Annotated in this window: 19 protein-coding genes; 7 read left to right on the top strand and 12 right to left on the bottom strand. The window is 66.9% G+C overall.

Annotated features, from left to right (window positions below):
* The first annotated feature begins 16 nt into the window (after positions 1-16).
* Positions 17-2,065 (top strand): elongation factor G, encoded by a 2,049-nt coding sequence (locus AC3A6P_RS08075; RefSeq protein WP_487690526.1) that lies wholly within the window; start codon positions 17-19, stop codon positions 2,063-2,065.
* On the opposite strand, the gene AC3A6P_RS08070 is transcribed toward AC3A6P_RS08075, so the two are convergent.
* Positions 2,052-2,240: a ferredoxin gene (locus tag AC3A6P_RS08070; RefSeq protein ID WP_487690524.1), complete on the bottom strand. Its 189-nt coding sequence runs from the start codon at positions 2,238-2,240 to the stop codon at positions 2,052-2,054. The two genes, AC3A6P_RS08075 and AC3A6P_RS08070, sit on opposite strands and share 14 nt — an antisense overlap.
* Complete coding sequence (locus AC3A6P_RS08065) at positions 2,237-3,448, bottom strand: cytochrome P450 (protein WP_487690629.1); 1,212 nt, start codon at positions 3,446-3,448, stop codon at positions 2,237-2,239. Before AC3A6P_RS08065 ends, AC3A6P_RS08070 begins: the two co-directional genes overlap by 4 nt.
* Before the next feature lie 173 nt (positions 3,449-3,621).
* Between AC3A6P_RS08065 and AC3A6P_RS08060 the strand changes: the two genes are divergently transcribed.
* Positions 3,622-4,194 (top strand): TetR/AcrR family transcriptional regulator, encoded by a 573-nt coding sequence (locus AC3A6P_RS08060; RefSeq protein WP_487690522.1) that lies wholly within the window; start codon positions 3,622-3,624, stop codon positions 4,192-4,194.
* A 37-nt stretch (positions 4,195-4,231) separates the two neighbouring features.
* Positions 4,232-4,954 carry an SDR family NAD(P)-dependent oxidoreductase gene (locus tag AC3A6P_RS08055; protein ID WP_487690520.1) on the top strand — a complete coding sequence of 241 codons (723 nt, stop codon included), beginning with the start codon at positions 4,232-4,234 and terminating at the stop codon, positions 4,952-4,954.
* Positions 4,955-4,990: 36 nt separating this feature from the next.
* Here AC3A6P_RS08055 and AC3A6P_RS08050 read toward each other — a convergent pair whose 3' ends face one another.
* Positions 4,991-5,275 carry a DUF1330 domain-containing protein gene (locus AC3A6P_RS08050; RefSeq protein WP_487690519.1) on the bottom strand — a complete coding sequence of 95 codons (285 nt, stop codon included), beginning with the start codon at positions 5,273-5,275 and terminating at the stop codon, positions 4,991-4,993.
* Between the two features lie 119 nt (positions 5,276-5,394).
* Positions 5,395-6,765 (bottom strand): FAD-dependent oxidoreductase, encoded by a 1,371-nt coding sequence (locus AC3A6P_RS08045; protein WP_487690518.1) that lies wholly within the window; start codon positions 6,763-6,765, stop codon positions 5,395-5,397.
* Positions 6,766-6,862: 97 nt separating this feature from the next.
* Here AC3A6P_RS08045 and zwf point away from each other — a divergent pair, with 97 nt between their 5' ends.
* Together zwf and AC3A6P_RS08035 are read left to right on the top strand one after the other, a co-directional pair.
* Complete coding sequence (gene zwf, locus AC3A6P_RS08040; RefSeq protein WP_487690516.1) at positions 6,863-8,362, top strand: glucose-6-phosphate dehydrogenase; 1,500 nt, start codon at positions 6,863-6,865, stop codon at positions 8,360-8,362.
* Between the two features lie 37 nt (positions 8,363-8,399).
* Positions 8,400-10,073, top strand: a complete 1,674-nt coding sequence (locus tag AC3A6P_RS08035; RefSeq protein WP_487690515.1) for an acyl-CoA synthetase — start codon at positions 8,400-8,402, stop codon at positions 10,071-10,073.
* Here the strand turns inward: AC3A6P_RS08035 and AC3A6P_RS08030 are convergent.
* Positions 10,033-11,313, bottom strand: coding sequence for an MFS transporter (locus AC3A6P_RS08030; RefSeq protein WP_487690514.1), 1,281 nt, complete (start codon positions 11,311-11,313; stop codon positions 10,033-10,035). The genes AC3A6P_RS08035 and AC3A6P_RS08030 overlap by 41 nt on opposite strands.
* Before the next feature lie 48 nt (positions 11,314-11,361).
* Positions 11,362-12,435 (bottom strand): NAD(P)H-dependent amine dehydrogenase family protein, encoded by a 1,074-nt coding sequence (locus tag AC3A6P_RS08025; RefSeq protein ID WP_487690512.1) that lies wholly within the window; start codon positions 12,433-12,435, stop codon positions 11,362-11,364.
* A gap of 76 nt (positions 12,436-12,511) precedes the next feature.
* Between AC3A6P_RS08025 and AC3A6P_RS08020 the strand changes: the two genes are divergently transcribed.
* Together AC3A6P_RS08020 and AC3A6P_RS08015 are read left to right on the top strand one after the other, a co-directional pair.
* Complete coding sequence (locus AC3A6P_RS08020; protein ID WP_487690510.1) at positions 12,512-13,267, top strand: glucose 1-dehydrogenase; 756 nt, start codon at positions 12,512-12,514, stop codon at positions 13,265-13,267.
* Between the two features lie 590 nt (positions 13,268-13,857).
* Positions 13,858-15,165, top strand: a complete 1,308-nt coding sequence (locus AC3A6P_RS08015) for a hypothetical protein (protein ID WP_487690509.1) — start codon at positions 13,858-13,860, stop codon at positions 15,163-15,165.
* Positions 15,166-15,220: 55 nt separating this feature from the next.
* Here the strand turns inward: AC3A6P_RS08015 and AC3A6P_RS08010 are convergent, their stop codons facing one another.
* Genes AC3A6P_RS08010 through AC3A6P_RS07985 form a run of 6 tightly spaced genes read right to left on the bottom strand, consistent with a single transcriptional unit; the run spans position 15,221 to position 20,435 of the window.
* Positions 15,221-15,715: an SRPBCC family protein gene (locus tag AC3A6P_RS08010; RefSeq protein WP_487690508.1), complete on the bottom strand. Its 495-nt coding sequence runs from the start codon at positions 15,713-15,715 to the stop codon at positions 15,221-15,223.
* 31 nt (positions 15,716-15,746) lie between these two features.
* Positions 15,747-16,097, bottom strand: a complete 351-nt coding sequence (locus AC3A6P_RS08005) for an ArsR/SmtB family transcription factor (protein WP_487690507.1) — start codon at positions 16,095-16,097, stop codon at positions 15,747-15,749.
* Between the two features lie 48 nt (positions 16,098-16,145).
* Positions 16,146-17,213, bottom strand: a complete 1,068-nt coding sequence (locus tag AC3A6P_RS08000) for an acyl-CoA dehydrogenase family protein (protein WP_487690506.1) — start codon at positions 17,211-17,213, stop codon at positions 16,146-16,148.
* Entirely contained in the window at positions 17,210-18,376 is a 1,167-nt protein-coding gene (locus tag AC3A6P_RS07995; RefSeq protein WP_487690505.1) for an acyl-CoA dehydrogenase family protein, read from the bottom strand. The genes AC3A6P_RS08000 and AC3A6P_RS07995 overlap by 4 nt, the downstream gene beginning before the upstream one ends.
* On the bottom strand, positions 18,373-19,287 hold the full coding sequence (locus AC3A6P_RS07990) for an acyl-CoA dehydrogenase family protein (RefSeq protein ID WP_487690504.1): 915 nt from the start codon (positions 19,285-19,287) through the stop codon (positions 18,373-18,375). The genes AC3A6P_RS07995 and AC3A6P_RS07990 overlap by 4 nt, the downstream gene beginning before the upstream one ends.
* Positions 19,284-20,435 (bottom strand): acyl-CoA dehydrogenase family protein, encoded by a 1,152-nt coding sequence (locus AC3A6P_RS07985; RefSeq protein WP_487690503.1) that lies wholly within the window; start codon positions 20,433-20,435, stop codon positions 19,284-19,286. The genes AC3A6P_RS07990 and AC3A6P_RS07985 overlap by 4 nt, the downstream gene beginning before the upstream one ends.

The raw sequence follows: 20,435 nt of genomic DNA, 5'->3' as shown, positions 1-20,435 counted from the left end.
GGGCAGGAGGACCGTCATGGCTGACAAGACGAACGCGTCCCGCGACGCAGCGCCCACTGCCACCGCACCGGAGGCCATCCGCAACATCGTCCTCGTCGGCGCGTCCGGCGCGGGCAAGACGACTCTGATCGAAGCACTCCTGGTCGCGGCCGGGGTGCTGACGCGGGCCGGTTCGGTGCCCGAGGGCAGCACGGTCTGCGATTACGACGACGCCGAGATAGCCCAGCAACGTTCGGTCGGTCTGGCGCTGGCCTCACTGCAATACCGCGGCATCAAGGTGAACCTGATCGACACACCCGGCTACGCCGATTTTGTGGGTGAGCTCCGGGCGGGGCTCCGCGCCGCGGACTGCGCGCTGTTCGTCATCGCCGCGAATGACGGAGTCGACGCCGCAACCAAGGCGCTGTGGCATGAATGCAGCGATGTCGGCATGCCGCGGGCAGTGGCCATCACCAAGCTCGACCATGGCAGAGCCGATTACCCGGCCGTCCTGGCCGAGGCTCGAGAAGCGTTCGGCGAGAGGGTGGCTCCGCTGTACCGCCCGGAACCCGACCGTCTCGTGGGCCTCCTCGACGACCCGTCGTTGATCGAGGCCATCATCGAGGAATCCGAAGACGAGTCGCTGATGGAGCGCTACCTCGGCGGTGAGCAGATCGACGAGGCCGTGCTGATCGCCGACCTCGAGAACGCCGTGGCCCGCGGGTCCTTCCACCCGGTGATCCCGGTGTGCAGCACCACCGGCGTGGGCCTCGACGAACTGCTGGACATCGCGACCCGGGGATTCCCGTCGCCGTCCGAGCATCCCCTCCCCCAGGTGTTCACCCCGGTGGGTAAGTCCCATCAGCCCCTGTCCTGCGATCCGGACGGTGCTTTGCTGGCGGAGGTGGTGAAGACCACGCAGGATCCCTACGTCGGGAGGGTCAGCCTCGCCCGGGTGTTCTCCGGCACCATCAGGCCCGACACCACTGTGCATGTGTCGGGCCATTTTTCGGCGTTCTTCGGGGACGCGGCGGCCAACTCCTTCCATGATGACCACGACGAGGACGAGCGCGTGGGAGCGCTGACCTTCCCGCTCGGTAAACAGCAGCGTCCCGCCCCGTCGGTGGTAGCGGGTGACATCTGCGCGATCGGGCGGCTGACGCGCGCCGAGACCGGTGACACCCTGTCCGACAAGGCCGATCCTCTGGTGCTGCGGCCGTGGACGATGCCGGAACCGTTGTTGCCCATCGCCATTGCCCCGCACGCCAAATCCGACGAGGAGAAACTGGCCGGCGGTATCGCGCGCCTGGCCGCCGAGGACCCGGCGTTGCGCATCGAACAGAACCCGGAGACGCATCAGATCGTGTTGTGGTGCATGGGTGAGGCGCACGCCGGGGTGGCGCTCGAGGCGTTGTCGCACCGCTTCGGGGTCGGCGTGGACACCGTAGACCTGCGAATCCCGCTGCGCGAGACGTTCACCGAGTCGGCGACCGGGCACGGCCGGCATGTGAAACAGTCCGGCGGGCACGGCCAGTTCGCGGTGTGTGACATCGAAGTGGACCCGCTGCCGGAAGGCACCGGGTTCGAATTCGTCGACAAGGTGGTCGGCGGCGCGGTGCCGCGGCAATTCATCGCCAGTGTCGAGAAGGGTGTCCGCGCGCAGATGGAGAGGGGGCTGGAATCAGGGAATCCGCTCGTCGACATCAGGGTCACGCTCGTCGACGGCAAGGCACACAGCGTGGACTCCTCGGATCACGCCTTCCAGATGGCCGGTGCGCTGGCGCTGCGTGATGCCGCCGCCCGGTCCGAGCTGGCGGTGCTGGAGCCGGTGGATCAGGTCTCGGTGGTGCTGCCCGACGATCTGGTGGGCACCGTGATGAGCGACCTGTGCGGGCGGCGCGGACGGGTGCTGGGCACCGACACCAGCGCCGACGGCACCACGGAGGTCAAAGCCGAAGTGCCGCAGCAGGAGTTGGTGCGGTATGCGATCGACCTGCGGTCGATGTCGCACGGCGCGGCCACCTTCACCCGGACATTCGTGCGCTACGAGCCGGCCGCACTGCCGAAGGCGGTCAGCTCACGGTGATCGCGTGTTCGGGGCACGCTTGCGCCGCCTCGCGCACGCCATCCTCGTGCTCGGGGGCCACGTCACCCTCCTGGGCTTCGGCGTAACCGTCGTCGGTCACCCAGAACACGTCCGGGCACACCGCCTCACACACCCCGTGTCCGCGGCACAGGGCGTCGTCCACGCGGGCCCTCATTTGACGTCGAACTCCAGGTGCAGCGCGGTCACTCCGCGCAGGATGAACGTCGGGACGTAGGTGAAACGCCTGTTTCCCGCCGGACCGTGATGCTCCTCCGACAGCCGGATGTCGTTGGTGCGGGCCAGCATTCGATCCAGGGCAACCTTGGCTTCGGCCCGCGCCAGCGGTGAGCCCGGGCACGAGTGCACACCGCGGCCGAAGGCGATGTGGCGCCGGGCATTCGACCGGTCGACGTCGAGGGTGTCGGGATCGGGGAACTGGCGAGGATCGCGGTTGGCCGCACCGTTCATCACCATCACGGTGGTGCCCGCGGGAATCTCGACACCGCCGATGGTCATGGTCTTGCGCGCCAGCCGGAAGTCACCCTTGACGGGGCTCTCGATGCGCAGCATCTCCTCGATGAAGTTGGGGATCTTGCCGGGTTCCTTGCGCAGCTGATCCTGGACGTCCTTGCGTTCGGCGAGCACCATCAGCGCGGAGCTGAGCAGACGGACGGTGGTCTCTTGGCCCGCGGTGTAGAGGTTGGCGGCGATGCGCACCACGTCCATGACCTCGGGGGTGGAGCCGTCAGGGAACTTCGCGTTGGCCATCTCGGTCAGCGCGTCGGCACGCGGGTGGCTGCGGCGGTCGGCGATGTAGGCGGAGAACTTCTCGTACAGGTACTCCAGCGGGCTGTGCGACAGCGAGCCCTCGCCGGTGCTGCCGACGCCACCCTGGCTGTGATCCATCCGCTTGGCGAACTCGGCCCGGTCCTCCAGCGGCACACCGAGCAGATCGGCGATCACCGCCAGGGTGAACGGTGCGGCGAAACCCTTGATGTACTCACCACTTCCGCCGGCAAGGTACGGGTCGAGCACCTTGTCGTTGTGGTCCCACATGAACTCTTCGTTCTCTTTGAGCCGCTTGGGGGTGATGAGCCCCATCAGCAGGGCCCGGTGCGCGGTATGCGTCGGCGGGTCCATCACGGTCACCTGGTCGCTGAACGGCAGTTCGGCGCGGTGCGTGTCGATCAGCTCCGCGATCTCGCTCTCGGACCGGCCTTCCAGCGGTACCGGAAAGCCGGGGAACGGCCCGGTGACCGCGGTGCAGGAGGAGAAGTTCTCCGCGTCGCCGAACACCGCCAGGGCTTCGTCGTAACCGGTCACCACCATGACGTTCTGGTGCGGTTCACGACGGACCGGGCAGCCGCTGCGCATGGCCTCCATATAGGGGTACGGGTCGGCGACAAGGGTCTGGTCGGTGAAGAAGTTGAGGGTCTCGAGTTCCGTCTTCGCGAGATCTGACACGTGGCACTCTCCTTTACGATCGACTAGTAAGCTACTATACGATCGTAAAGTTGGTACAGCGTTTTGCAGACTCGGGAGAAGGGATCAACCGCATGGGCACCCCTTCCCCCGTCGAAGTCGACACGCGCCAGCGATTGATCGATGTCGCCGTCGATCTGTTCACCAGACACAGCTTCGCCGGCACATCACTGCAGATGATCGCCGACGAGCTCGGCTTCACAAAAGCCGCCATCTACCACCACTTCCGGACCCGCGAGCAGTTGCTCGACGCGGTGGTGGCCCCGATTCTCGAGCAGCTCACCGTGGTGATCGGCGCCGCCGAGCAGCTTCGCGGCGCCCATGCGCGCGCCGATCACATGCTGACCGGTTTCGCCCAGTTGGCCGTCGACAACCGGGTGGTGGCCGTGCTGGCGGCCGACCCCGCAGTGGGCGAGATGCTGCGCACCCGCGGCGAGTGGGACGAGCTGATCGAGCGCCAGATGCGACTGCTGGCCGATGTGGAGCCCGGGCCGGCCGGCATGGTCAAAGCGGCCGTGGTGCTCGCAGGCATGGCCGGAGCCTCGGGCCCGACGTTCGTCAACCTCGACCGTGACGCACTGCGCGAACACCTGGTGGACGCCGGCCGAAAGGCCCTGGGTCTGCGGGTGCCCCGCCGTAAAGCCTGAACAACAACTGACAACCAGCCCCAGGAAAGGACACGCGATGCCTGCGCGCAACGACACCCCCAGAGTCGCCGTGGTGACCGGCGGTGCCTCCGGTATCGGCAAAGCCATTGCCGAGCGACTGGCCGAGGACGGCCACCAGATCGCGGTGTTCGACCTCAATCCGGGAGAGGCGAAGTACTCCTACGCCGTCGACGTCACCGACCGCGCCGCGATCGATACCGCGCTGGCCCAGGTTCACGACGACCTGGGTCCGGTGGGGATTCTGGTCAATGCCGCCGGCTTGGACGGCTTCAAACCGTTTCTGAAGATCTCGTTCGACGACTGGCAGAAGGTCGTGAACGTCAACCTGCACGGCGTGTTCCACATGGTCCAGGCGGTGCTGCCGGAGATGACCGAGGCCGGCTGGGGCCGCATCGTGAACATCTCGTCGTCGAGCACGCATTCCGGCACGCCGTACATGTCGCACTACGTGTCGGCCAAGTCCGGCGTCAATGGGCTCACGAAGTCGCTGGCGCTGGAGTTCGGTCCCACCGGTGTCACGGTCAACGCGGTGCCGCCCGGTTTCATCGACACCCCGATGCTGCGCAAAGCCGCCGACCGCGGTTTCCTCGGGGATATCGACAAGACCATCGAGGCCACCCCGGTGCGCCGGATCGGCAAGCCCGAGGACATCGCCGCCGCGGTGGCATTCCTGGCCTCCGAGGAGGCCGGTTACATCACCGGCCAGATCCTCGGGGTCAACGGCGGCCGGAACACCTAGAGGCGGCCGACGGAGGAGTGCCGGCGCCGTCAGACATCAGAACCCGGAGATGATGACGCCGTTGCAGTCGGCAGCGGCCTGACGCAGCTTCGCCGCCGCCTGGTACTCGTCGGAGTAGTACCAGGCCTTGGCGGCGTCCACCGAGTCGAACTCCAGGAGCACGGTCTGCGAACCGTGCCATTCACCTTCGATGGTCTCGGCCTTGCGATCGGCGGCCAGCACCGTGGCGCCACCCATCGCTTTCATCGCGGCTTCCCCGTAGGCCTTCATCGCCTCGGCGTCCTTGATGTCTTCGGTGATGATGACGTATCCCTTCGGCAATGCCCCACTCCTTCGACGTGTTCGAGAATCAGGTTCTCATTATCGGAGGGTGACATTACCTCACTTTACGCCCGGCCCCACCTCCCCGACTCCTTCGTCGCCGCCTCGGCGACCGGGCCTCAGTGCAGGGCACCCAGGAGCTGGTTGAACCCCTCCGTCATCGACGGGTGGGTATAGATCTCGTCCCGGAGCGCCGAGGCGGTGATGCCGTGGCGCATGGCCAGGGCCACCGTGTTGATCACCTCATGCGAATCGTGGCTCAACAGGGCGGCGCCCAGGATGGTGTCGGTGTCGGCGTCGACCACCACCTTCATCATCCCGCGGGGGTCACCGACGATGCGGGCCCGCGGTACCGTCGCCATGTCGGCGACCCGCATCGCGGCCACCTTGACCCGGTACCCGGCCGCGCGGGCCGCCCGCTCGGTCAATCCCACCCGCGACAACGGCGGGGTGACGAACAACGAGTACGGCACCGCCACGCGGTCGGCGGTGCTGCGCACACCGGAGCCGGCCAGTTGGCCGGCCACGATGCGGTAGTCATCGAGTGAGATGTAGGTGAACTGTGGGCCGCCGTTGACGTCGCCCACCGCGAAGATGTGCGGCCGGCTGGTGCGCAGATGCTCGTCGACGAGAACCGACCCGTCGGCCCGCAGATCCACCCCGGCCCTGTCCAGCCCCAGCCCCGCGGTCACCGGCCGACGTCCCAGTGCCACCAGGATGACATCGGCGTCCACGGTGGCCGCTGCCCCGTCGTGCACGAAATGAACACGGCCACCGTCGATTTCGGTCACCTGCGCAGCGGTCAGCAGCTTGACCCCGGCCTCGGTGAGGATATCGCCGACACTGGCGGCGATATCGTCGTCCTCGCCGCCCAGGATGCGCTCGTGCTTCTCGAGCACCGTCACCGCCGAGCCGTACCCGGCGAACATCGCCGCGAACTCCAGCCCGACATAACCACCGCCGAGCACCACCAGGCGCGCGGGCAGATTGTCGTGCACCAGGAGTTCGGTGCTCGTGACCACCCGTTCATTGCCGGCCAGCCCGGGAATGTCGGGCAACACCGGTTCCGATCCTGTGCCGATCACGATGTGGGGTGCGCGGAGACGGTAACGGTCACCGTCGTCCGCGGTGACCTCGACGGTGTTGGCGTCGGCGAATTCGGCGCGTCCGGTCAGCACCGTCACGGTCTCGAGGTTGTCCAGCATGGCGAAGTTCTTGCCGCGCAGCAGTGCGGTCAGCTCCTGGGTGGTCTGCACCGCAGCCCGATACTCGGCATCGTGCGGCGCCCCGGCGTCGAGGTGTTCGGCCTGATAGACCATTGATTTGGTCGGCACACAGCCGATGTTGATGCAGGTGCCGCCGTACATCCGCGCGGACTGCTCCACCATGATCACCCGCCGGCCCTGCGCGCCCAGTGCCGCGGCCAGCGTCTTACCGCCTTTACCGAAACCGATGACAACAAGATCGACGCTGATTTCCTCGGGGCTCATGCCCCATCCAGCGCACCACCGCCGCGGTTGATTCCGGCGGGGCGAAGTTCACCCCGACGTCCTGCGCTGGTCCTCTCATCCTGGGATCATCCGTCAGATGGCCACCAACAACCCTCAGACGATCGCGTACCCGTCGCCCAGCGCCCGCCCGCGCCGCGGAGAAGAGCCGCTGACCCCGCATGTCATCGTGCTCTTCGGCGCCACCGGCGACCTGGCCAAGCGAAAACTGCTGCCGGGGATGGCATACCTGGTCAAGTCGGCGCTGGCCCCCAAGATCAGAGTGGTGGGCACATCGCTGGAGGACCTGTCCGACGACGAGTTCCGGGCGCTGGCCCGCGAGGCCATCAACTCGTTCGGCAACCACAAGCTCACCGACGAGGAGTGGGCGGCGTTCGCCTCGAGGGTGTCCTACGTGCCGCAGGGCGCCGGTCCGGACGCCCTGGCCGCCGCGGTCCGACAGGCCGAAGGTGAGCTCGGACCAGATGTCCGGCGGTTGCACTATCTCTCGGTGCCGCCGAAGGCCGCACACGCCGTCATCACCATGTTGCGGGAGGCCGACCTGGTGGATCGCTCGCGGGTGGTGATGGAGAAACCGTTCGGCACTGATCTGGCCAGTGCCGTCGAACTCAACGACTTCGTCCACCAGACCTTCCGGGAGCGTCAGATCTTCCGGATCGACCACTTCCTCGGCAAGGAAGCAGCCCAGAACATCCTGGCCTTCCGGTTCGCCAACGGTTTGTTCGAACCGATCTGGAACCGCAATTTCATCGACCACATCCAGATCGACATCCCCGAGACGCTCGGCCTGGACCAGCGGGCCAACTTCTACGAGAGCACCGGCGCCTACAAGGACATGGTGGTGACACACCTGTTCCAGGTGATGGCGTTCGTGGTGATGGAACCGCCCACCGCACTGGAACCGCGGGCCATCAGCGAGGAGAAGAACAAGGTCTTCCGGTCCATGCTGCCGATCGACCCCGCCAACGTGGTCCGCGGCCAGTACACCGGCTATCGCGAAGAGCCCGGCGTGGCAAGGGATTCCGACACCGAGACGTTCATCGCCCTCAAGGTCGCGATCGACAACTGGCGGTGGGCCGGGGTCCCGGTGTACCTGCGCACCGGCAAGCGGATGGCCGAAGGGCAGCGCATCATCTCGATCGCGTTCAAGGAAGCCCCGCGCACCATGTTCCCGCCCGGCTCGGGAGTGGGCTCGCAGGGCCCCGACCACCTGACCTTCGACCTGGCCGACTCATCGAAGGTGTCGCTGTCGTTCTACGGCAAGCGGCCCGGGCCGGGGATGAAGCTGGAGAAGCTCTCGATGCAGTTCTCCACCCAGGAAACCGAATACGTCTCCGATGTGCTCGAGGCCTACGAACGCCTGATCCTGGACGCCATGCGCGGTGACCACACGTTGTTCACCACCGCCGAAGGCATCGAATCGTTGTGGGAGCGTTCGGCTCAGCTGCTCGACGACCCGCCGCCGGTGAAGATGTACCCGCAGGGCACCTGGGGTCCCAACGCCATCCATCAGCTGATCGCCCCCAACGGGTGGCGGCTGCCGTTCGAGCGGGTGTGGCGGGAGAAGAAGAAGAGTTAACCGCATCGCCGACTAGAACGTGTTCTAGATTGGTGCCATGAGCCGCGACACCTTCGACCTGTCGAGCGTTTTCGCCACCGTTGCCAGCACCATCCCGGATCACACCGCGCTGCTCTGGCGTGGGCGGCGGTTGACCTATGCCGAACTCGACGGCCGCATCGACGGTGTGGCGCACTATCTGGCATCGGTGGGCCTGGGCTGCCACACCGAGCGCAGCGACCTGGCCGGCCACGAATCCGGACAGGACCACATCGGGCTGTACCTGCGCAACGGCAATGAGTACCTGGAGTCGATGGTCGCCGCGTATCGCGCCCGGGTGGCGCCGTTCAACGTCAGCTACCGCTACGTCGAGGACGAGCTGCTGTACCTGCTCAACGACTCGAAAGCCACCGCGGTGGTCTACAACGCCGAGTTCGCGCCGCGGGTGGCCGCCATCCGGGACCGGCTTCCGCATCTGAAGGTGCTGATCCAGGTGGCCGATCACACGGGCAACGAATTGCTGCCCGGGGCCGTGGATTACGAGTCGATCGTGACCACGCCGGCACCTGCCGAGGGTATGCCCGCCCCGACCGGTGACGACCTCTACATCCTCTACACCGGCGGCACCACCGGCATGCCCAAGGGCGTGTTGTGGCGGCAGCACGACATCTTCATCTCCGCGATGGGCGGCCGGCCCTTCGGCAGCAGCGAGGCGCTGACGTCCTACGAGCAGATCGCCGAGCGGGTGAAAGCGGCCGCCGGGGCGATGTCGCTGCTGATGTTGCCGCCGTTCATGCACGGCGCGGCGCAGTGGGCGGCCTACAACATCATCACCATGGGCGGCTGGATCGCGATCCCCGACGACGTCGAGCGCTTCCGCGTGGCCGACGTGCTGCGGCTGGTCGAGCGGGAGAAGGTGCTCAGCATCCCGGTGGTCGGTGATGCGATGGCGCGACCGCTGATCGACGAGATCGAGACCGGCGCCTACGACCTGTCCGGCCTGATCTCCATCACCAATGGCGGAGCGCCGATGTCACCGACCGTGCGGGACCGGATCCGGGCCGCACTGCCGCATGTCCTGCTGATCGACGCGGTGGGCTCGTCGGAGTCCGGTCAGCAGATGACCACACTCGCGAACACTGAAGCGGGCGACGACTCCGGCACCTCACCGGTGTTCACCCCGCAGGCCGACACCGCCGTCGTGGCCGCCGATTTCAGCCGGGTACTGGCCCCCGGCGACGGCGAAGGATGGTTGGCCCGGCGCGACCTGATCCCGCTGGGCTATCTGGGCGACGAAGCCAAGACGGCGCGTACCTTCCCGACGATCGACGGTGTGCGCTGGTCGGTTCCCGGCGATCGGGCCCGCGCCCTGGCGGACGGCCGCATCGAACTTCTGGGCCGCGATTCGGTGACCATCAACTCCGGTGGCGAGAAGATCTTCGCCGAAGAGGTGGAGCGCGCCATCGCCGCGCACCCGCACGTCTACGACGTGGTGGTGGCCGGGCGGCCGTCCGAGCGTTGGGGCAGCGAGGTGGTCGCCGTGGTCCAACTGGTCGACGGCACCTCGGTCACCGACGACGAGCTCATCGAGGTCTGCCGGCGCACCATCGCCGGGTACAAGGTCCCCAAGGCATTCGTCCGCACCCCGAAGGTGGTGCGCTCCCCTGCGGGAAAGGCGGACTACCGTTGGGCTAAATCCGTTGCAGCAGAGGCTGTTTCGCTGTCTCCCTGATGGTCAGCACGGTGATCAGGGAGACGACGGCCGCGACACTGAGATAGATCGCCGGGGCCAGGATGTTGCCGGTGCGGTCGGTCAGCCAGGTGACGACGTACGGCGTGGTTCCGCCGAACAGTGCAACGCAGATGTTGTAGCCGATCGAGAAGCCGCTGTAGCGGACCCGGGTGGCGAACATCTCCACCCCCGCTGTCACCGCGGTCGAGACGAAGATCGATTCCAGCACGGCCAGCGCGCAGTGTCCCGCGATGGCCGCCGCCACCGAACCCGACGTCATCAGGAGGAACAGCGGATAACTGAGTACCACGAAACCCACTGCGGCACCGAGCAACAGCGGCCGGCGGCCGATCCGGTCCGACAGTGCGGCGAACGGCAGGATCAGCACGATCGCCACCAGGCTGGCGGCCGTCACCGAGGCGAATGCCTGGGTCTTGCTGAACTCCAGGTTCTTGATGAAGTACGTCGGAAGGAAAGTGAACACCACGTAGTAGCCGACGTTGAACAGGATGAACAATCCGATCACCCGCACGATGGCCGGGCCGGCGTCACGCACTGCCTCCCGCAGCGGTGATGCGGCCACGTCGTCGGATTCGCTGAGGGCGGTGAACTCCGGGGTGTCGTCGAGTTTCAGCCTGATGTAGAGCCCCACGAGCCCCAGCGGGCCGGCGATCAGGAACGGGATGCGCCAGCCGTAGGCGTCCATGGCCTCGGCGGACAGCCCCGCCTGCAGGAGCGTGACGGTCACGGATCCGATCAGAAAACCCACCACCCCGGACCATGCCATGAAGGTGACCGTCCTGCCACGGTTGTCATCGCGCGCGTACTCGGCGAGATAGACTGCGCCGCCGCCGTATTCACCCCCGGCGGAAAAGCCCTGCAGACAGCGCAGGAGCAGGAGCAGCAGGGGCGCCGCCACGCCGATGGTGGCGTAGGTGGGCAGTAACCCGATCGCCAGGGTGGCGGCCGACATCAGCAGGATGACGATCGCCAGCACCCGCTGCCGGCCGATCCGGTCCCCGAGCGGGCCGAACACGAAGCCCCCGAGTGGGCGCATGAAGAAGGCCGCGGCGAAGATCGCGAAGGTGTTGAGCAGTGCCGCCGTCTCGTCGCCGCTGGGAAAGAAGTTCGCGGCGATGAAGGTGGCCAGAAAGCCGTAGATGGCGAAGTCGAACCACTCGACGGCGTTGCCGATGGAGGCACCGGTGATGACCCGCTTGAGTGTCCCTGGCGCTGTCATGGAAACCATCCTCTCGTGCAACGAGAAGACAGTTTACAGTCAGCTGCTTTAACTTCGGTATACGCCTTTCCCGGTGACCAGCGGCATGTCCAGCGTGGTGCGAATCCCCGGCGGAGCTGCGACGACGTCGGGAATCGCGTTCACGATCCGGCCGGCCGCCACCAGGATGGCCGCGTAATTGTGGTCACCGCGGCTGCTGGTGGGGCAGATGTCGACGGCATACGACGGTTCGCCGGTGATCTCGACGCGGTAGGAGCCACCCGGCTGTGCGGGCTGGGCCCAGTCCGGCCGCAGATCCTCCCGCACGCGGGTGATGTGTTCGACCACCACCACCGGTTTGCCGCCGGCCATACCGTTGATCTCGAAGCGCATTGCGGCCACGGTGCCTTTCTCGATGACACCGAGGGCCGTCTCGATGTCCTCGGGTGCGGGCTCCAACTCGTAGTTCTCGGTGATCTCGTCGAGCTCGACCCCGATCCCCGCCGCCAACATCTTCAGCGCCGTCCCCCAGGCCGCGCTGAGGACCCCGGGCAGCAGCAGCATGCCCGGTTGGTCGATCGGATTGCCGAAGCCCATCACGATCTTCATCACCACCTCGCCGTCATAGGTGGCGTAGTCGGCGATCTCCATGGTGCGGATCTGCTCGATCCGCTGACAGGTGCCCGCCAGCGCGAACGGCATCAGGTCGGTGGCAAAACCCGGGTCCACGCCGGTGATGAACACTGTCGAATTGCCTTGTTGCGCCGCGTCTTCGACACGCTGGATGGCCTTGTCCGGCATCACCCCCCAGGGGAACTGCAACCCACCGGGCGCCGATCCGACGACGTTGATGCCGGCCGCCAGCGCAGCGGTGACGTCCCGGGTGGCCTCGATGGGCCGGGTGTCGCCCATGGCGCAGTAGACAAGACAGTCGGGTCTGGTGGCCAGTACCCCGGCGAGGCCTCTGGTGGCCACGACTCCGGTCGTCACGTCGAGGCCCGCGAGGTCGCCCGCGTCCATGCCCAGCTTGTCGTCCGTGGAAACCCCCACCGCGGTGAGTTCGAAGCGGGGGTCCTCGATCAGCTGGGTCAGGGCGATGCGGCCGCAATTGCCGGTGCCCACGAGTGCGACGCGGATGGTCATGGTTGGCAGTATGCGGGCTCAAGCACGGAATTGAAACATGTTCTAGTTTTTCCGCGGTCGGGTAGCCTGACGCCTCATGGGACGCGTGGACGGAAAAGTTGTACTGATCAGCGGCGGCGCACAGGGCATGGGTGCCGCACACGCTAAGTTGCTCGTCGCCGAGGGCGCGAAGGTGGTGATCGGCGACATCCTCGACGAGAAGGGGGAAGCGCTGGCCGCGGAGCTGTGTGCCGCAGAATCGGGATCAGCGCGCTACGTCCACCTCGACGTCACCGACGCCGAGCAGTGGGACGCCGCGGTCAAGACCGCTGTCGACACCTACGGCGGGCTCACCGCACTGGTCAACAACGCCGGCATCGTCGCACTGGGCAAGATCGGCAAGTTCGATATGGCCAAGTGGCAGAAGGTCATCGACGTCAACCTGACCGGGACGTTCCTCGGCATGCAGGCCGTCGTCGGGCAGATGAAAGCCGCCGGCGGCGGGTCCATCATCAACGTGTCGTCGATCGAAGGCCTGCGGGGCGCACCGATGGTGCACCCCTACGTCGCGTCCAAGTGGGCGGTCCGCGGCCTGGCCAAGTCGGCGGCACTGGAGCTGGGCCCCGACAACATCCGGGTGAACTCCATTCACCCCGGCTTCATCCGCACCCCGATGACCAAACACTTCCCCGACGACATGGTGACGGCCCCGCTCGGCCGGCCCGGCAAATCGGAGGAAGTCGCGACGTTCATCGTGTTCCTCGTCAGCGACGAGTCCTCCTTCGCGACGGGCAGTGAGTTCGTCATGGACGGCGGCCTGGTGACCGACGTCCCCCACAAGAACATCTTCTGAAGGTCCCCCTCTCTCCCGACGACACCCCACTCTCCGCGAGCGCGCGTGTCTGTACGGCGGCACGCCGCAGATCCCGTACGAACACGCGCGCTCGCGCCCGCTTTTGACAACGGTTGCTTTCGAAGTGGCAGTGGATGCCACCCGGTTGCAGCGCCACTCTGGCGGCGAAACCGGGCGGCCCTCGATCCGACGACGTGCCGGTTTTGCCAGCCCCACTCCCGGGGCGCGGCGACGCAGGGCCGTGTACCCCTGGTTCGTGGCAACCTTCTCGTCCTTGTGTTGTGAACTACCACGAGAGAAGAGCGCCCGCACCGCACCACCTGCGGTGATATTGACGCAGACGCCAGTCCCCGGGTGGACGTTCGATCCACCGACGGACAAATGTCCGCGACCGGCAAAGCTTTGCAAAACGCAACCAACCTGGTTGCAGTGCGTCTGAACAGCTAGCTTCCCTATGCCGCAAACGTATTTGCTCGACTTGACAGTCGTCATCCAAGACGAATCTGTTTTTACGAAAAGTGACTCTTTGTCAACTTACTGTGGAGTAGATTCCGGCTGCCCATTTCTTACGTTCTCGCCAAGGAGAGTCCATGTACGTTGCAGCCCGGTCGTACCTAGCAACGGGTGTCGCCGTCGTCGGAGCGAGCGCTCTGGCAATCAGCCCGTTGTCACCGGTGAGCACTCCGCTGTCCGATGTCACCGTTCCGGCCATCTCGACGGCTGCCGTCGATCTGACGTCACTTGCCAATCCTCTCGAGCTGTGGGTTCAGGTCCTGTCGAAGGCGGTCGACAACGCCGGCGCGCTGGGCCAGAACTGGCTCTCCGACCCCGCGCCGATCCTCCGGCAGCTCGCGGCCAACCAGATCGGGTACATCGAAACCCTGGCCGCCGCCGCCAACGGTGTGGTGGCCGGTCTCGGTGAGTACTTCTCCCCGGACAACCCGTACGGGGCAGCCGTCGAAATCGAGCGCGCAAAGCAACTGTTCGCCGCCGGCAACATCGGCGGGGCCGTCTCCGCCCTGTCCGGGGCCCTGATCACCGGCACCATCATCGTGGGGTTCGGCTTGCCCCTGTTCGAGTCGGGCGTGCTCGACATTCCGTCGAAGATCGCTCAGAACGCCGCCGACGTGGTCACCGCGATGTTCAGCCTGACCACGGCATTGCCTCTGCTGACCGGTGTTCTCGGGCCCATCATCAACCCGATCAACGCGCTCGGCGCCACGGCCCAGGATGTCCTCGACTCCCTCGAGGCCGGGGACCTGCTTGCCGCGGTCACCGCCGTGGTGAACATCCCGGCGGTCATGACCGGTGCACTGCTCAACGGTTTCGAGGCCGCCGACGGCAGCTTCCTCCCGGGTCTGCTGTCTCTGGACAGTTTTGCCGGTGGTCTGGTCCAGGGCCTGTTCATCACCCTCCCGCGCGCCATCGCCGGTGCGCTCGGCGCCAACTCGTCGCTGGCCAAAACCGCGGCCACCGATGAGGTATCCGCCCTCACCACCGAGCCCGCGGCAACGGTGACCCTGGATGTGCCCGGCGCCGCGCCGGCCGTGGTCTCCGAGCCCGCTCACGAGGCCGCTGCACCCGAACCGTCCGGCGTTGAGCCCGCCGTGCCCGTCGTCGATGAGGAGCCGGTCGAGGAACCGGTGACCGACGAGGCCGAGGTGCCGGCCGAGGAAGCGGAGGCCCCGGTGGAGGAGCCGGCCGTCGAGGAGGAGCCGGCCGCTGAGGAAGAGCCGGCAGCCGAGGAAGAGCCCGCCGCCGAAGAAGAGGAGCCGGCAAGCGAGGAAGAGCCGGCGGACGAAAGCGAAAAGGCCGACAGCACAGACGATTCGGCCAACGAAACGGGTGATTCCGACTCCGACAGCTCCGACGCGAGCGATAAGGACGTGGCGGCGTAACCCCCTTCGCCGCCCGGCGCGGGCCCTCACCTGCACAGGTGAGGGCCCGTTGCCGTCAACGCGCCTTGATCAGCGCGACCATCTGGTCCAGGGCGGCGCCCCAACCGTCGGCGAAGCCCATTGCCTCATGCTGTTTGCGCGCGGATTCGCTGTCGTGCAGCGCGGTTGCGGTGTAGCGGGTGCCACTACCTTCGGCCACGATGTCGATGATCGCGGTGAAGTGGAACTCGCCCTCCGGCACCGGAACCGGCCGGTACCCCGGCCCCAGCGCCGACGTGAAGACGAGCCGACGGCCATCGACCACCTCGAGGTAGCACCCGGTGGACGGGTATTGCTCACCTTCGGGCGAGGCCATCACGGTGTGCATCTTGCCGCCGGGCCACAGATCCACCTCGACCGCCACCGTCGACCACGGCGCCGGGGTGAACCACTGCACCAGCTGGTCGGGAATGGTCCAGGCGTCCCAAACGGCCCTGGGGTTCACGTCGACAAACCGGTCCAGAACCAGGTCGGTGGTGGGGTCGACGTCGACGGGGCGAAGTTCGGTCATGGCAATTACTCCTTGGTCAGGTGGCGGTCGATCAGGTAGACCCGCCACGGGTCAGAAATTCATCGAGCTGGTCGAGCCTGCGCTCCCAGCGCGAGTGCTGTTGTGAGAGCCAGGTTTCCGCTGTGGCCAGATGGTCAGCGGTCAGCTGGTACGTCCGGACCCGGCCCGCCTTGTTCGACGCCACCAGTCCGGCATGCTCCAGCACCGTCATGTGCTGGGTGAAGGACGGCAACGCCATCGAGAACGGCCGGGCCAGTTCCGAGGTGGACGCGGGCCCCCGGCTCAGCCTCTCGATCACGGCGCGGCGGGTGGGATCCGCAAGCGCGTGGAAAACACCGTCCAGCGGTTCACCCGTCATCACGGCGCCGGATTGCTTAGGCATACACCTAAGTATTACGACACCTGAGGTCTCCGGTCAACCCTTGATCTGTCAATCCAGATACTGCTGCGCGATCAGCTGCCGGTGCGCGGCCGGCGAGCCCGCCAGAGAACGGTTGAGCGTCGCCCGCTTCAGGTACGCAGGCACGCCGCTTTCCCAGGTGTACCCGATGCCACCGTGCAACTGCAGTGCCTTACCGGCGATCTCGACGGCCGATTCACCGGCGAACGCTTTCGCCTTCGACGCCGCCACGCCGGCGTCCGGGCGCGCGCTCGCCACGGCCTCCACTGCCTCCTGGACCAGCTGACGCGTCACCGCGATCTGCACCAGCATGTCGGCGCAGGCGTGCTTGACGGCCTGGAAGGAGCCGATGGGCCGGCCGAACTGTTGACGCAGACCGACGTAGGACACCGTGCGCGCGAGCATCGCCTCACTGAGGCCGAGGCTGTCGAGGGCCACCGCAGTGGCGGCGCGGGCGGCCAGCAACCGCAGGGCTTCTCGCGGGTCACCGGCGAACCGCAACACCGACCGCGCCTCCACCGTCACCCCCTCGGCGACGATCACACGCAGATCGCGCGTCTGGTCGGTCACCGGTTGCGCCGTGACGGTCAGGCCCGGGCTGCCCGACGGAACCACCGCAACCACCGGTTCTCCCGACGGGTCCTGCGTCACCAGCAACAGGACGCCGGCGCCGCCATCGGGAACGAATCGGGCTCTGCCCTGCACCCGCCACCCCGCCGACGACTCCGCCACGGTGAAACCTGGTGTAAAGCAGGCATTCTGGTGGTCATCGCCGAGGGCGACCGCCACCGCCGACGATCCGGCGGCCATGCCGGCCAGCAGTTCGTCGCGCACACCGTTGCGGTGAGCCGCCAGTAACACCCCCACCGCGAGCGTGCCACCGAGGTAACCCGTACGCGCGGCGGCCCGCCCGATCTCGATCAGGATCACCGCGGTCTCCCGGAACGTGGCGTCCGCGCCGTCGAGAAGTCCGGGCACCTCCAACCCGGTCCAGCCGGCCTGCGCCAGCAGCTTCCAGGTCACACCGGCTTCCTCTTTGGCGAGCAACTCCGCTGCCACAGAGCGCAATTCGTCATGCAGTTCGGCGAACTCGGTCATACCGCGCTCGGCTCTCGCGGCAGGCCCAGCCCACGCTCGCCGATGATGGTCCGCTGGATCTCGCTGGCGCCCCCGGGAATGGTCCACTCCCAGGACCCGATGAAATCCAGTGCCCAGGCGCCGGATTCCCAGCCGCTCGACAGTGGTTTGCGGATGTGGGTGTGAGCGTCCAGACCGCCGATCTCGGTGCCGAAATCGGTGAGCCGCTGCAGCAGTTCGCTGTAGTACAACTTGACGATCGACGCGTCCGCGGGCCCGCCACCCTCGGACTGTACGAGTTGGCGGGTCAGCCCGCGCAGACCGGTGATCTCGATATCGAACTGCGCCAGTCGATCCCGTACCCGCGCATCACCGGCGTGGTGGATTCGGCACAACTCGACCAGCCACCGGAAACCCGCATGCCCCAACCGCTCCGCCAGCTCCAGCATCGTCATGCCCCGCTCGGCGCCCAGAGTCGCCTGCGCCACCCGCCAGCCGTCGTTCTCCGCGCCCACCAGGTTGGTCTCGGGGATCTCGACGTCGTTGAGGAAGATCTCGCAGAAATGCGAATCGCCCACCGCATTACGGATGGGCCGCACCTCGACACCCGGTGTGGCCATGTCCATCAGGAAGTACGAGATACCCTTGCGCTTGGGTGCAGACGGGTCCGTCCGCGCCAACAGGAGGCACCAGTCGGCGTGCAGTCCTCCGCTGGCCCAGAGCTTTTGGCCGTTGACCACAAAAGTACGGCCGTCACGGCGTGCGGTGGTCCGCAGGCTCGCGAGGTCCGAACCGGCCTCCGGCTCCGAAAAGCCCTGCACCCAGATCTCACCGTCCAGGATCGCGGGCAGGTGCTTTCGGCGCTGTTCATCGGTTCCGGCCATCAACAATGTCGATGCGGCATGGTGGATCCCGACGAAGGCCAGGACCAGGCGCGGCGCGTCATGCGCCGCGAGTTCCTGGTACAAGACGACCTGCTCGGCCACCGGCATCCCGCCACCCCACTCGGCCGGCCAGTGCGGAACCGCGTAACCCGCGCTGTGCAATTCGGCGAACCACGCCTTCTGGAAGTCAACGAAGGTGTGGTCGTCGGCACCGGTCTGCGACGTGCGCCAGTCGCTGGGCACATGCTCGCGACACCACTGCCGGACCTGTGTGCGGAAAGCGTCGAGACCGGCAGTCACGGCACGAACAACCCGGTCAGACCACGACGGCCGAGTCGCCGGGTCAAATGGGCCCGCGTCGCTGACAAGCCGAACGGCAGCCTGCGCAGCGGTTGGCTGTAGCGCGACAGCCAGGACACGGTGGTCTCATCGCAGAACCCCACGGCACCGTGCAATTGATGACACACCCGGAACACCACCTCGGCGGCTTCGATGGCGGCCATCCTCAGCGCCAGCGCGTCCTCGAGGCCCGACATGCCGTTCAGGCTCCACAGTGTGTACTTGGCCAGGATGTCCAACCCGCTTCGTTCCACCTCGGCGTCGGTGAGTTGGAACTGCACGCCCTGGAAGCCGGACAGCGGCTGACCGAACTGCTTGCGTAAACCGACATGGGCCACCGTCTCGTCGAGGGCCCGGTCGAGCATGCCGAGCAGGGTCCAGCACGGCAACACCAGTGCCAGCCTCAGATCCTCGGCGCCGTTGTCGTCGATGTGGTCGAGCGCCAACTCGCCGGTGAAGGCCGCACCCGTCCCGCGTACGCCCGTCACCACGCTGCGCCTGCCGTCGATACCGACTGCGGCCCAACGATTGTCCAGCCCCGCCAGACCTGCCTCGGCGCGCGCCTCGTCCACCACCACCACACCGTCGACCTGGAGATCGGCCGGGCGGGCCAACCGCTCGGCCACCGGGTACGGCAGCGCCCAGTACCCGGCGCTGCGGCACAGCGCCGCGGCGGCCTCGAGGGATTCCGCGTCCGCGCGCGGCTCCAGCTCCCACGCACCGAGGTCGGCAAGTGCCGGGCCGACCAGGGTCTCACGCAGTTGCGGTTTGGCTTCGGCTTCGATGACCAGCTGATCACCTCCGGCGGCCTGGAATGCGCGCCGCGCCTGCTTTCCGTATTCCACCGCCTCGGCGGACAGTTCGAGGTTCACCGCTGCGCCGCCAGCATGCTGCGTGACAACAGGATCCGCTGCATCTCGATACTGCCGGAGGAGACGGTGGAGGCCTGTGCGTACCGCCAGTGATCCTCCACCTCTGCCCGGAAGTGATCGGTCGCGGGCAGCCCGGCCGCAATCTCCATCAACACCTCGGCGCTGTCCTGGTCCAGTTTGGTCACTGCGATGCGATACGCTGCGGCATCCCCGGGATTCACCCGACCCTGCGCCTGCATGGCGACCACCCGGTAGGCCATCAACCGGGCACGCCGGCAATGGGTCAGCATCCGCGCCCACCGGCCGCGCAACTCCTCGGGCAGGCCGTCCCAACGCTCACCCACGGCCTCGGGCGCCAGCGCAAGCAGTCGCTCGCACCGGGCGTACCTGGCGATCCCCACCCGCTCGAACGACATCACGTCCTGCACGATCGACCAGCCCGCGTCGACGGTGCCGAGCACGTCGGCGTCGGTGACCCGCAGGTCGTCGAAGAACACCTCGTTGAGGTGGTGCGGCCCCAGCATGGTGCGGATCGGCCGCACCTGGATGGCCGGGTCGTCCATCGGCACCAGGAAGATCGTCAAGCCGTGCTGCTTCTTGGCGGCGCCTTCGACGTACCTGGTGGTGCGTGCCAGCAGGAAGCACCACTGCGCCATGGTGGCGTACGACGTCCAGATCTTCTGACCGCTGATCAGCCAGCTGTCACCGTCGCGGCGAGCGAAGGTGCGCAGCGACGCCAGATCGGAACCGGCCTCCGGTTCGGAGAAGCCCTGGCACCAGATCACCTCGCCGCGGGCGATCGGCGGCAGATGTGTGCGCTGCTGCGCGTGCGTGCCGTGGCGCATGATGATCGGGCCCACCCAGTTGACCCCCATGTACTGTGCGCCGCGTGGTTCGTGATGGGCCCACATCTCCTCGCGGACCACGGTCTGTTCCCACACGGTGGCGCCGCGGCCGCCGAACTCCTCCGGCCACGCCATACACAGCAACTCCTGCTCGGCCAGGGTACGGCAGAACTGTTGTGCCACCGCCAGATCCGCCGGATCGTCGGTGAAGGCGCCGAGGAACCCGGCGGGCACGTGCCGGTGCACCAGATCGCGTAGCTGCCCACGCAGTTCTTCTGCGCCGCTTCCCATCTCGAAGTCCAC

The organism is Mycobacterium sp. Soil_C_30, assembly GCF_057656995.1.
This window is presented reverse-complemented; position numbering and strand designations above follow the sequence as displayed.